The sequence below is a fragment of the Phytobacter ursingii genome (assembly GCF_001022135.1).
Classification (GTDB): domain Bacteria; phylum Pseudomonadota; class Gammaproteobacteria; order Enterobacterales; family Enterobacteriaceae; genus Phytobacter; species Phytobacter ursingii.
In genome coordinates this window covers 3325838-3337670 of the sequence record NZ_CP011602.1, presented here as the reverse complement: position 1 = coordinate 3337670, position 11833 = coordinate 3325838, and the positions used below count along the sequence as shown (strand labels likewise).

Annotated in this window: 12 protein-coding genes; 6 read left to right on the top strand and 6 right to left on the bottom strand. The window is 56.3% G+C overall.

All coding sequences use genetic code 11. The features are described from left to right. Positions 1-75: 75 nt before the first annotated feature. From AB182_RS19415 to tesA, 3 genes are read right to left on the bottom strand one after another with little or no spacing between them, the layout of a single operon-like run. Positions 76-930, bottom strand: a complete 855-nt coding sequence (locus tag AB182_RS19415) for a co-chaperone YbbN (protein ID WP_047371527.1) — start codon at positions 928-930, stop codon at positions 76-78. A 58-nt stretch (positions 931-988) separates the two neighbouring features. Then, positions 989-1759, bottom strand: coding sequence for an SDR family oxidoreductase (locus AB182_RS19410; protein WP_047371526.1), 771 nt, complete (start codon positions 1757-1759; stop codon positions 989-991). A 28-nt stretch (positions 1760-1787) separates the two neighbouring features. Then, complete coding sequence (tesA, locus tag AB182_RS19405) at positions 1788-2414, bottom strand: multifunctional acyl-CoA thioesterase I/protease I/lysophospholipase L1 (protein ID WP_139153716.1); 627 nt, start codon at positions 2412-2414, stop codon at positions 1788-1790. Here tesA and ybbA point away from each other — a divergent pair. From ybbA to AB182_RS19375, 6 genes are all read left to right on the top strand, one after another. Further along, a complete protein-coding gene (ybbA, locus tag AB182_RS19400; RefSeq protein ID WP_047371525.1) occupies positions 2382-3068 on the top strand; it encodes a putative ABC transporter ATP-binding protein YbbA in 687 nt (228 codons plus the stop codon). The genes tesA and ybbA overlap by 33 nt on opposite strands. Continuing rightward, entirely contained in the window at positions 3065-5479 is a 2415-nt protein-coding gene (gene ybbP, locus AB182_RS19395) for a putative ABC transporter permease subunit YbbP (protein ID WP_047371524.1), read from the top strand. Before ybbA ends, ybbP begins: the two co-directional genes overlap by 4 nt. Positions 5480-5661: 182 nt before the next feature. Further along, positions 5662-6807 (top strand): porin, encoded by a 1146-nt coding sequence (locus AB182_RS19390; RefSeq protein ID WP_047371523.1) that lies wholly within the window; start codon positions 5662-5664, stop codon positions 6805-6807. A 411-nt stretch (positions 6808-7218) separates the two neighbouring features. After that, positions 7219-8055 (top strand): MetQ/NlpA family ABC transporter substrate-binding protein, encoded by an 837-nt coding sequence (locus tag AB182_RS19385; protein ID WP_047371522.1) that lies wholly within the window; start codon positions 7219-7221, stop codon positions 8053-8055. Between the two features lie 57 nt (positions 8056-8112). Then, on the top strand, positions 8113-9129 hold the full coding sequence (sfbB, locus tag AB182_RS19380; protein ID WP_047371521.1) for a virulence-associated ABC transporter ATP-binding protein SfbB: 1017 nt from the start codon (positions 8113-8115) through the stop codon (positions 9127-9129). Then, on the top strand, positions 9122-9781 hold the full coding sequence (locus tag AB182_RS19375) for a methionine ABC transporter permease (RefSeq protein ID WP_047371520.1): 660 nt from the start codon (positions 9122-9124) through the stop codon (positions 9779-9781). Before sfbB ends, AB182_RS19375 begins: the two co-directional genes overlap by 8 nt. Before the next feature lie 36 nt (positions 9782-9817). On the opposite strand, the gene AB182_RS32365 is transcribed toward AB182_RS19375, so the two are convergent. Genes AB182_RS32365 through purE form a run of 3 tightly spaced genes read right to left on the bottom strand, consistent with a single transcriptional unit; the run spans position 9818 to position 11812 of the window. Further along, the gene (locus tag AB182_RS32365) at positions 9818-10246 is read right to left on the bottom strand and encodes a hypothetical protein (RefSeq protein ID WP_139153715.1); all 429 of its coding nucleotides are present in this window, start codon (positions 10244-10246) and stop codon (positions 9818-9820) included. After that, positions 10239-11306 carry a 5-(carboxyamino)imidazole ribonucleotide synthase gene (gene purK, locus AB182_RS19365; RefSeq protein ID WP_047371518.1) on the bottom strand — a complete coding sequence of 356 codons (1068 nt, stop codon included), beginning with the start codon at positions 11304-11306 and terminating at the stop codon, positions 10239-10241. The genes AB182_RS32365 and purK overlap by 8 nt, the downstream gene beginning before the upstream one ends. After that, positions 11303-11812 (bottom strand): 5-(carboxyamino)imidazole ribonucleotide mutase, encoded by a 510-nt coding sequence (purE, locus tag AB182_RS19360; RefSeq protein ID WP_047371517.1) that lies wholly within the window; start codon positions 11810-11812, stop codon positions 11303-11305. The genes purK and purE overlap by 4 nt, the downstream gene beginning before the upstream one ends. Positions 11813-11833 lie beyond the last annotated feature (21 nt).

The following is an 11833-nucleotide window of genomic DNA, read 5'->3' as shown; positions in this document are numbered from 1 at the left end:
TCCTGTTTAATTTGATGTCATTCTAACCAAATTTGGGGATCTTAACAGCGCGACCCCCAAATTTAGCGGGCGGGACTAGTAGAGCAGGGAGTAGAGCTGGCGACGGTATTTGGAGGCCAGCGCATCGCCAGTACCCAGCGCAGCAAGGATCTCCTGCAACATTTTGCGCGCTTCGCCGTCTGCTGCGCCTAAATCTTTACGCAGATGGCTGAATAGCAGCTCCAGCGCCTCTTCATTGCGGCCAACCTGATGCAGTTGCAGTGCCAGTTGCGTTGCCAGTTGGGCATCCGCCGGGTTCTTCTCGACCTGCTCTTGCAGATGCTGAATCTCCGGGGTGTCAGCCGCTTTTTTCAGCAGCTCGATTTGCGCCACCAGGCCTTGATAGCGAGTATCCTGATCCTGCAGCGGAATGGTCTTTAACACAGCTTCGGCATCATCAGATCGGTTAAGCGCAATTTGCGTCTCTGCCAGCAGCAGGCCGATTTCACTGTTCTGTTTCGATAACTGCCAGGCTTCTTTCAACAGCGGCAGCGCTTCAGCATGTTTACCTTCTTCCATCAGCTGCATTGCCTGCTGTGCTTTTAACTCTTCTTCACGCGGCAGGACTTTATCCAGCAGGGCACGTATAGCCTCTTCCGGCTGCGGCCCCTGGAAACCGTCGACCGGCTGGCCGTTCTGGAACAGGTAGACCGTCGGGATCGCACGTAAACCAAACTGCGACGCAAGCATCTGCTCAGCATCGCAGTCAACCTTCGCCAGAATAAACTGCCCGTTATACTGCGCCGCCAGGCTTTCCAGCACCGGGGTTAACTGCTGGCAGTGCTGGCTACGCTCGGACCAGAAATAGAACAGCACTGGCGTGGTCATTGACTGTTCAAGCGTCGGATGAAGGTTTGCTTCGTTAATGTTGACGATGTTCTGTACAGACATGAGTCATTCTCTGTTTAAGTGTTTATTCATACATGGGGACAGGCGCCGAGCCTTCAACTCACCCGTGTAAAATTTTATCCATTGCTCGTCCCGGCAGTATGCGTTTCAACAGGCTTACCACCCAGGTGACGACCGTGACCGGATAGCGCAGTTTAGGGTTCGGGCTTACAAAAGCATGGCGCACTTTGGCGACGACCGCCTCCGGGCCAAGGGTAAAACGTGCGGCAATACCGGGGTTTTCAACCGGTTTGTCACGTTGCGTCTGGTTGACGTTGTCCGTAAAGCGGGTGCGGATAGGGCCCGGCTCAATCAGGCTGACCTTGATGCCACTATGACGCAGTTCCATACGCAGCGCGTCGGACCAGGCTTCCAGGGCGTACTTACTGGCCGCGTAAGCGCCACGACCCGGGGTCGAAATCAGCCCCATTACCGAGGAGGTCATCACAATGCGGCCTTCACCATGCGAGAGCATGGCGGGCAGCAGGCGCATAGTGAGCTGGTGCGCGCCAAAAAAGTTGGCAGAAAACTGCTGTTCCATCTGTTCACGGCTGATGGTGGACAGCGGGCCATACAGGCCAAAGCCCGCATTATTAAAAATGCCATACAGGCGGTTTTCCGTCAGAGCAATGACCTCGTCCGCGGCACGTTCTACGCTTTCGGGGTCGTCGAGATCCAGCAGTACGCCGGTAAATCCGGCCTGATTCATCCGCGCGACATCGTCGCTTTTGCGGCAGGCCGCCAGAACGCGAAAGCCCTGACGCTTGAGTTCATGGGCGCTTTCCAGACCAATACCACTGGAACATCCTGTTATTAAGATCGTTTTTTGCATAACTTTACCTGAAAGCGTCCCTGATAAATCAGGAGTCGTGATTAACTAAAGGCGCCAACCGGGTCGCCATCCAGTCGGCAATAAAAGGTTGAGCGTCGCGGTTCGGGTGAATCCCGTCATCCTGCATCCACTGGGGTTTGAGATAGACCTCTTCCATGAAAAACGGCAACAGAGGAACATCAAACTCTTTGGCGAGCTTAGGATAGATGGCGCTGAATGACTCAGTATAACGGCGTCCATAGTTGGCGGGCAGCCGTATTTGCATCAGCAAGGGTTCGGCGTTTGCGGCTTTCACCGTCTGCAAAATGGTACGCAGCGTTTGTTCAGTTTGTTGCGGCGCAAAGCCGCGCAGACCATCGTTACCTCCCAGCTCCACCAGTACCCAGCGAGGCTGATGTTCTTTGAGCAACGCGGGTAAGCGTGCCAGACCTTGTTGCGAGGTATCGCCGCTGATACTGGCGTTGATGACAGGCGGTTTTTGTTGCCACTTTTCATTGAGCAACGCAGGCCAGGCGGTATTGGCCGCCATGCGATAGCCCGCGCTCAGGCTGTCTCCCAGAACCAGTAACGTGTCCGCCGCGGCGGCACGCAGGCTAAACAGAAGCAGAAACAGGAAGGCCAAATGCCAGCGGAAAACATTGTTGAAGTTCATCATCTTAAGAAGTCCGTCGGTCAGGGAGAGCATGAACTTTCCATCCTCACCGGAGTTGAGCTTGTTGTCAAACGGGCGCAGACCATCGCCCTGATTGGTGAATCCGGTTCGGGTAAGTCAACATTGCTGGCGATTCTTGCCGGGCTTGATGATGGCAGTAGCGGTGAAGTGAACCTGCTGGGCCAGCCGCTCCACGCGATGGATGAAGAGGCGCGGGCAAAGCTACGTGCAGATCATGTCGGTTTTGTTTTTCAATCCTTTATGCTCATCCCCACGCTGAATGCGCTGGAAAATGTCGAGCTTCCGGCCCTGCTGCGTGGCGAAAACAGCGCGCAGAGTCGAGCCAGCGCCAAAGGGCTGCTGGAAGAACTGGGGCTGGGTAAACGTCTTGATCACCTTCCCGCGCAGCTTTCCGGCGGCGAGCAACAGCGTGTAGCGCTGGCCCGTGCGTTTAATGGCCGTCCGGCGCTGCTGTTTGCCGACGAACCCACTGGCAACCTGGACAGGCAGACCGGCGATAAGATTGCTGATTTGCTCTTCTCAATGAATCAGCAATATGGCACCACGCTGATTCTGGTCACGCACGATCCACAACTGGCGGCGCGTTGCGACAGACGCTTACGTCTGGTGAATGGCGAACTGCGGGAGGAAGTATGATTGCCCGCTGGTTCTGGCGCGAATGGCGCTCTCCTTCGCTGTTGATTGTCTGGCTGGCGCTCAGTCTGGCGGTGGCCTGTGTGCTGGCGCTGGGCAATATCAGCGACCGGATGGAAAAAGGATTAAGCCAGCAGAGTCGCGAGTTTATGGCGGGCGACAGGGCGCTACGTAGCTCACGTGAAATCCCGCAGGCCTGGCTGGAAGAGGCGCGAAAAGAGGGACTTAAGGTTAGCGAGCAACTTTCATTTGCCACCATGACCTTCGCCGGCGACACGCCACAACTGGCAAACGTGAAAGCGGTGGATGACAGCTATCCGCTTTACGGTGAACTACAAACTACGCCGCCAGCGGTCAAACCGCAGGCCGGGACGGTGCTACTGGCCCCACGACTGATGGCGCTTTTAAAACTGAACACCGGGGATTCAATTGATGTGGGAGATGCCACGCTGCGTATCGCCGGGGAGGTGGTACAGGAGCCGGATTCCGGCTTTAACCCATTCGAAATGGCGCCGCGGTTATTAATGAACACGGCGGATGTGGCGAAAACCGGAGCAGTACAGCCGGGAAGCCGCGTTACCTGGCGGGTAAAATTTGCCGGGACGCCCGCGCAACTGGACGCGTACGAAAAATGGTTATTGCCGCAGCTTAAGCCGGAACACCGCTGGTATGGTCTTGAGCAGGATGACGGGGCACTCGGGAAGTCATTGCAACGTTCCCAGCAGTTCTTATTGCTGTCGGCGCTATTAACCCTGCTGCTGTCGGTCGCGGCGGTGGCAGTTGCGATGGGACATTATTGCCGCAGTCGCTACGATCTGGTAGCGATCCTGAAAACGCTGGGGGCGGGCAGAGCGCAACTGCGCAAACTGATCGTCGGCCAGTGGCTGATGGTGCTCGTGCTGGCGTCTGTCACCGGCGGGGCGATGGGATTGCTGTTTGAAAAAATACTGCTGATCTTGCTTAAGCCGGTTCTGCCGGTGGCATTGCCTGCCGCCAGCGGCTGGCCGTGGCTCTGGTCGATTGGCGCCATGCTGATGATTTCTCTGTTGGTGGGGTTACGGCCCTGGCGCTTATTGCTGGCAACGCAGCCTGTGCGTGTGTTACGCCGTGATGCTGTCGCCGATGTCTGGCCGCTGAAATTTTACCTTCCCGTTATTAGCCTTGTGTCTGTCTTGTTGCTGGCCTGGCTGATGGGGGCCAGCATGCTGCTGTGGTCAGTGCTGGCGGGGACGGTGGTGCTGGCGTTGTTATGCGGTATTGTTGGCTGGCTGCTGCTGCGGGGGATGAAAAAACTTACCCTCAAAACATTGCCGCTGCGTCTGGCGGTCAATCGCCTGTTACGCCAGCCATGGTCAACGCTGAGTCAGTTGTCGGCGTTCTCGCTCTCTTTCATGCTGCTGGCGATGTTGCTGGTGCTGCGAGGCGATCTGCTCGACAGATGGCAGCAACAGCTTCCCCCGGAAAGCCCGAATTATTTCCTCATTAATATTGCCCCGGAGCAGGTTGAGCCGGTGAAAGCGTTTCTCGCCGCGCACCATGTGGCGCCACAGGCGTTCTGGCCTATTGTGCGTGCCCGGCTGACGCAGATTAACGGTCACAGCACGGAGGGGAATTCGGATGAGGCGCTGAACCGCGAATTGAATCTGACCTGGCAGCGGGATGAGGCAAACCACAACCCGATTACCGCAGGCACCTGGCCGCCTAAAGCCGGTGAGGTCTCGGTCGAAGAAGCGCTGGCAAAACGCCTCGGGATCAAACCCGGCGATAGCGTGACTTTTGTGGGCGATACCCAAGATTTCACCGCTAAAGTAACCAGCCTGCGTAAAGTGGACTGGGAAAGCCTGCGTCCCAACTTCTTCTTTATCTTCCCGCAGGGGGCGCTCGATGGTCAGCCGCAAAGCTGGCTGACCAGTTTCCGCTGGCAGAATGGCAGCGGTATGTTGACCCAGCTTAACCGCGAGTTTCCCACCATCAGCCTGCTGGATATTGGCGCTATCTTAAAACAGGTTGGCCAGGTGCTGGAACAGGTGAGCCGGGCGCTGGAAGTGATGGTCGTGCTGGTCACTCTCTGCGGCGTGTTGCTGTTGTTGGCTCAGGTGCAGGTGGGGATGCGCCTGCGCCATCAGGAACTGGTGGTGTATCGCACGCTCGGCGCTGGTAAGCGTTTGTTGCGCGCCACGCTGTGGTGTGAATTTGCGCTGCTCGGACTCGTCTCCGGGCTGGTAGCGGCGATCGGTGCGGAAACGGCGCTGGCGGTGCTGCAAACAAAAGTCTTTGACTTTCCCTGGGAGCCAGACTGGCGGTTGTGGGTCACGTTACCTCTGTGCGGCGCCATCTTACTGTCCGCATGCGGCGGCTGGCTGGGGACGCGTCTACTGAAAGGGAAAGCGTTGTTCCGCCAGTTTGACCAGTAAAAGTATGTCATTTTGATTGCACGTCGGTTAAATAATCGGCGTGTATTTTTTTAAGTGCACAAATTGCTAACTAGCTGATTTTTAAGCGCACAAAGTACGAAAAACTCGACAACATGGCGTGCTTAATCGGCGTTAATATTCAGCTGGCAACTATTTGGCTGCTTATTAACCAAGGAAACAGCATGGCACATAAAATTAAAGCGCTGGCGATAACGATCGGCGCGGCACTGGCAATGGCCTCCTTTGCGTCTCAGGCCGAGATCACGCTGCTGAAACAAGATCCACAGGCAGGCGATCCGTTAAGTCGTCTCAATTTCACCGTGGGCGGGAGTATCCGTCCGCAATTCAATATGATGACGGGTGACGGTGATAAAGGCTCTTACAAACGTAACGGTTTTGACGGCGGTACGCGTTTCCGTTTCGCCAGTGATTACTACCTGTTTGATGACATCAGTTGGATTAACTACTACGAACTGGGCGTCAATATTCCGGCGGTCTTCGACTGGGATAACCACTATGCGAAAGGTGCCCACGACACCACGCGGCGTATGCTCTATACCGGTCTGAAAAGCAAAACCTGGGGAACATTAACCTACGGTCAGCAAAACAGTATTTACTATGATGTGGTAGGGGCGAAAACCGATATCTGGGATTACGACATGATCGCTCAGGCGCCGGGCAACGGTATTAACGGCGACTATGACGGATCTTATCGTTCACGCAATATGCTGAAATATAAGAATACGTTCGGGAGCGCGGATCTTTACGCCTCTTATCTGTTCGATGATAACGAATATCTGCCGGGCAACGGTCTGCGTTACAAACGTAAAGGCGGCGGCTCGCTGGGCCTGGATTACCATCTGACTAACACCTTGACCTGGGGGGCCGCATGGAACTATACCCGTGCTGAAATGCGCAATCCGGGCAATGATGACAGCAAAACGTATGACCAGAATATTCTTGGTACAGCGCTGAGCTGGACGCCGGACAACTGGACCTTCTCCGCTGGCGGCGGCTGGTATCAGAACTTCCTGCTGAGCAAGAAAAACACGGTTCACAATTATTTCGCGGGTGATGCGTGGGGCGTTGAATATTTCGCCGGTTATAAGATCCCTGTTAATCAGTATGCTGTGAAATCTATTCAGCCGTACTTTATGGGCGATCGCATCGAATACGTGAATGGGCGCAACTACCAGCGTATCGATAACGGCGTAGGTATCAGCTTCCAGCTGGATTATGGCTTCCGCGTGGATTACGAACACGTGTTTACCTCCAGCACCGATGATCTGGGCGATATGAACCTGGTGCGTCTGCGCTACGACTTCTAACATTCCAGGGCATCTGGCTATCTGACTTGCCAGTTTGAACCCGGGCAGTGCTCGAAATCCTCACGTACTCCGCGTACGTTGCACTTTCTACGCGCTGTTCGGGTTCAACCTGCCTGTGCCGAGAACGCCTACTGACCCGGAAGTAGAGTCCCGTCATTCTGCTTAGCAAAGATCTGAGTTTGCTTATCTAAAAAGTGCATAAAGGAAGGCGGGTGATTTTCGCTTTTCTTTATGCTTCATCGCCTTACCTTTGCAAAATCTCCCATCATTCAGTGACATACTTCACAACAACATGAATTTTTTTCAATTACCGCTGCGTTATCTTTATGCCATCTTATCCCTGTAATGAATATGGAGCGCGCCGCGTCGACGGTGCGCCACACAGCAGACACACTTCGTTAGGGAGAATGTATGGGACGTCGTCTCGGTTTACGCGCCACCTTTGGGGCACTACTTCTGGCATGCGGCTTATCTTCTGCGCAGGCCAACAGCGATCCGCACACCATCGTTTTCGGCGTTGCGCCGGGGCCTTATGGCGACATGGTAAAACAGGCTATTGAGCCGTCACTGAAAGAAAAAGGCTACAAAGTCGTGGTGCGCGAATTTAGCGACTACGTGCAGCCGAATATGGCGCTGTCGAACGGCAGTATTGATGCCAACCTGTTTCAGCATTCGCTCTATTTCGATAAATTCACTGCGGATAAAGGGTTGAAGCTGACCAAACTGATCACCGTACCGACGGCGGGTATGGGATTCTACTCCCATAAAATTAAGAGCCTCGATGAGCTGAAAAAAGGCGACATCGTCACGCTGTCCAACGATCCTACCAACCTGGCTCGCGGCCTGCGTTTCCTGAAATCGCTGGATCTGATTACCCTGAAAGACAACATTGATCCGACCAAAGCTTCTGAGCGCGATATTGCCGGCAACCCGAAAGGGCTGGTGTTTAAACCGCTGGAAGCCGCGCAGTTGCCGCGTACGCTGGATAGCGCCACCGCCGCGCTGGTCAACGGTAACTTTGCTATTGCCGCAGGCCTCGATCTGTCTACCGCGATCAAGCAAGAACATCTGGATGAGAATCTCAAAAATATCATCGCCGTACGTAGTGAAGATGCGGATAAGCCTTTCGCCAAAGATATTGTTGAGGTTGTGAAATCCCCGGCTTACCGCGCGGTGATTGATGACCCGAAAAATGTTTACGGCGCTTTCCAGAAACCGGAGTGGATGACCTCCGCGGATAACAAATAAGGGCGAATCCAGGTTAACAGGCAGGCTGCGGCCTGCCTTTTGCTATTTGAGGGACACATGATTGAGATAGATAAGGTGTGCGTGGATTTTCCCGCCGTGCGGGGAGCAAAACCCATGCGTGCTGTGGACAGTGTCAGCTTGCGTATCGCACCCGGTGAAATTTTTGGCATTGTCGGCACCAGCGGCGCGGGGAAAAGCACCCTCCTGCGTACATTGAATGCCCTGCAACGCCCGAGTGAAGGCTGCGTCAAAGTGAACGGCGTGGCGATTTCACAAATGGAAGGCCTGACGCTGCGTAAAGCGCGCCAGCGAATCGGCATGATCTTCCAGCACTTCAATCTGATGCACACGCGCACCGTGGCGCAAAACGTGGCATTCAGCCTGAAAGCGGCGGGGTGGGAGCGCAGTAAAATCGCTCCGCGGGTAACGGAAATCCTGGAACTGGTGGGGCTGGGCGATAAAGCCAACCGCTACCCGGTACAACTGAGCGGTGGGCAGAAGCAGCGCGTCGGCATCGCCCGTGCTATCGCCAACCACCCGGATGTGCTGTTGTGTGACGAGCCGACCTCCGCGCTGGATCTGGAAACCTCGGCCACCATTCTGGAACTGCTCAAGCAGATCAACACGCAGCTTGGCATCACGATCGTGCTGATCACCCATGAGATGAACGTGATCAAATCCATCTGCGATCGCGTGGCGGTGATGTCCGGCGGCAAGGTTGTTGAAAGTGGCGATGTGTTTGATATTTTTGCCCATCCACAGCATGCCTTCACGCAACAACTGGTTTCACGCACGCTGAATCTGACGCTGCCGGACCGTTTGCGCGAGCACCTGCCGGGACAATTATTGAAAATCCTGTTTATTGGCGATTCTGCCGAGCAACCGGTGCTGTCCGACGCGGCCATTAACTTTGGCGTGGCGGTGAATATTCTGCACGGCAAAATCGAGTATATCGGTGAGCGTGCGCTGGGCATTTTGGTGGTGCAACTCACTGCACAAGACCCGGCTGTGGTAGAACAGGCGGTGGACTACATTCGTAACCGTACCGCTCAGGTGGAGGTGATCCGTGGATGATTTAGTGGCCGATTTGAGCCTCGCGTTTGGCGAAACTTTCCAGATGCTGAGCATCTCAACGGTGCTGGCAATTATCGGCGGTCTGCCGCTGGGTTTTCTGATCTTCGTGACTGACCGTAACCTGTTCTGGCAAAACCGCGCGGTCTATCTCATCAGCTCCGTGCTGGTGAACATCATTCGCTCTGTGCCTTTTGTTATCCTGCTGGTGCTGTTGCTGCCGTTAACCCAGTTTTTGCTCGGCAACACCATTGGGCCGATTGCCGCATCGGTGCCGCTGTCCGTGGCGGCGATTGCCTTTTATGCCCGTCTGGTGGATGGCGCGCTGCGTGAAGTGGATAAGGGCATTATTGAAGCGGCGGAAGCGTTTGGCGCCAGTCCTATGCGTATCATCTGTACGGTGCTGCTGCCAGAAGCCAGCGCAGGCCTGTTGCGCGGTTTGACGATTACGCTGGTGAGCCTTATTGGTTATTCGGCGATGGCAGGGATTGTCGGTGGCGGCGGCGTCGGTGATCTGGCCATCCGCTACGGCTACTATCGCTACGAAACGCAGGTGATGGTGGTAACGGTTATCGCGCTGATTGTGCTGGTGCAGGTCGTGCAGATGCTGGGCGACTGGCTGGCACAGCGCGCCGATAAGCGCGACAGGCACTGAGGCTATCCCGGATGCGGCGTGACCGCCTTATCCGGTCTACAGTTCTGTAGCCCCGGCAAGCGCAGCACCGCCGGGGAGAGTTCCCGGATGCGGCGTGACCGTTTTATCCAGGCTACGGTTCTGTAGCCCCGGCAAGCGCAGCACCGCCGGGGACATTCCCGGATGCGGCGTGACCGCCTTATCCGGTCTACGATTTTGTAGCCCCGGCAAGCGCAGCACCGCCGGGGACATTCCCGGGTGCGGCGTAACCGCTTTATCCAGGCTATGGTTCTGTAGCCCCGGCAAGCGCAGCGCCGCCGGGGAGAGTTCCCGGATGCGGCGAAAACGTCTTATCCGGGCTACGGTTCTGTAGCCCTGGCAAGCGCAGCGCCGGGGACATTCCCGGATGCGGCGTAACCGCCTTATCCGGGCTACGATTTTGTAGCCCCGGCAAGCGTAGCGCCGCCGGGGACAGTTATCAGGCAAGCTTCGCCTGCGCCCAGGCAATACCGCTGGCATACTCCGGCGGCAGCAGGGGCACCAGCGCTTCCAGCGTCGCGCTCAGGCGGCCAGTGTCGCTGTCGTTCAGGTTAAGATGCCCCACCTTACGGCCTGGGCGCACCTCTTTGTCGTACCAGTGCAGATGCACCAGCGGCAGTTTCAGCCAGTCATAATTCAAATCGCTACCAATGAGGTTAATCATCACCGACGGGCTGTTGACTACCGGCGGCGGCAGCGGTAAATCCACCACCGCACGCAGATGCAATTCAAACTGGCTGATCGAGGCGCCGTTCTGCGTCCAATGGCCGCTATTGTGTACGCGCGGCGCCAGTTCGTTAATCAGCAAGCCTGCCGGCGTCACGAAGCACTCCATCGCCATCACGCCCACATAATTCAGGTCGTGCATAATGGCAGAGAGCATGCTTTCTGCCTGCTGTTGCTGGCGCATGTCGGCCTGCGGAAATACCACGCTGGTGCGCAGAATACCGTCCTGATGCAGGTTGTGAGTCAGCGGATAGAACACTGTGCTGCCGTCATGGCCGCGGGCGCCCACCAGCGATACCTCACCGGAAAAATTGATGCCCTGCTCAACGATGCATTCGCCGTAGCAGTCATCCGGCAATTGTTCCGTTTCACCTGCACGCAGGCGCCACTGACCGCGACCGTCGTATCCGCCTACGCGGCGTTTGACAATCGCCAGTTCACCCAGCGTATTGAAAACCGCAGGCCATTCGCTTTTGTCGGCCAGCAACTGCCACGGTGCGGTGGCAAGGCCGAGTCTGTCGAACAGCTGTTTCTGTGTCAGACGGTCAGCAATAATCGGGAACACATCGCGGTTTACAAATGCCGGGTGACGCGCCAGTTCGCGGGTCAGGGCGGTTTCCGGCCAGCGTTCGATCTCAGCGGTAATCACGCTCCGGGCGAACGGCACGGCTTCCGGGTCCGCATCCAGCCCCACGGGCCACACGGCGATGCTCAGTGGTTCGCCTGCCTGGCGCAGCATACGCCCAAGCTGACCGTTACCTAAAATGCAAACCTGTTTCATGCCGCACCCCGTGGATCCGGGTTTTCCAGCACTTCGTCGGTCTGAGCGCGACGGAACTCGGCCAGGCGCTGATGCAGTTCGGCGTCGTGCTGTGCCAGGATTTGTGCGGCCAGCAGGGCCGCGTTCGCCGCACCCGCTTTGCCAATTGCCAGCGTACCGACCGGAATACCGCGCGGCATCTGGACGATGGAGTAGAGGCTATCCACACCGCTCAGCGCGGCGCTCTGTACCGGCACACCCAGCACAGGCACTAAGGTTTTCGCTGCAATCATCCCCGGCAGATGCGCCGCGCCGCCAGCACCCGCAATGATCACCTGGAAACCGTTCTCTTCGGCGCTTTCGGCAAAGCTGAACAGTTTATCGGGCGTGCGGTGAGCGGAGACGACTTCAACATGGTGCGGGACATTCAGGATATCGAGAATTTCGGTGGCGAACTGCATGGTCGCCCAATCGCTTTTCGATCCCATGACAATGGCGATACGCGCCGGTTGGTTAGCAGAAGACATGCGTTAAGAAAACTCCTGTGG

What these genes read in the sequence shown, in the direction of transcription:
- AB182_RS19410 (WP_047371526.1), bottom strand. Translation starts at nt 1,759, where the DNA reads ATGCAAAAAACGATCTTAATAACAGGATGTTCCAGTGGTATTGGTCTG.
- purK (WP_047371518.1), bottom strand. Translation starts at nt 11,306, where the DNA reads ATGAAACAGGTTTGCATTTTAGGTAACGGTCAGCTTGGGCGTATGCTG.
- AB182_RS19385 (WP_047371522.1), top strand. Translation starts at nt 7,219, where the DNA reads ATGGGACGTCGTCTCGGTTTACGCGCCACCTTTGGGGCACTACTTCTG.
- tesA (WP_139153716.1), bottom strand. Translation starts at nt 2,414, where the DNA reads ATGATGAACTTCAACAATGTTTTCCGCTGGCATTTGGCCTTCCTGTTT.
- purE (WP_047371517.1), bottom strand. Translation starts at nt 11,812, where the DNA reads ATGTCTTCTGCTAACCAACCGGCGCGTATCGCCATTGTCATGGGATCG.
- sfbB (WP_047371521.1), top strand. Translation starts at nt 8,113, where the DNA reads ATGATTGAGATAGATAAGGTGTGCGTGGATTTTCCCGCCGTGCGGGGA.
- AB182_RS19390 (WP_047371523.1), top strand. Translation starts at nt 5,662, where the DNA reads ATGGCACATAAAATTAAAGCGCTGGCGATAACGATCGGCGCGGCACTG.
- ybbA (WP_047371525.1), top strand. Translation starts at nt 2,382, where the DNA reads ATGCCAGCGGAAAACATTGTTGAAGTTCATCATCTTAAGAAGTCCGTC.
- ybbP (WP_047371524.1), top strand. Translation starts at nt 3,065, where the DNA reads ATGATTGCCCGCTGGTTCTGGCGCGAATGGCGCTCTCCTTCGCTGTTG.
- AB182_RS19415 (WP_047371527.1), bottom strand. Translation starts at nt 930, where the DNA reads ATGTCTGTACAGAACATCGTCAACATTAACGAAGCAAACCTTCATCCG.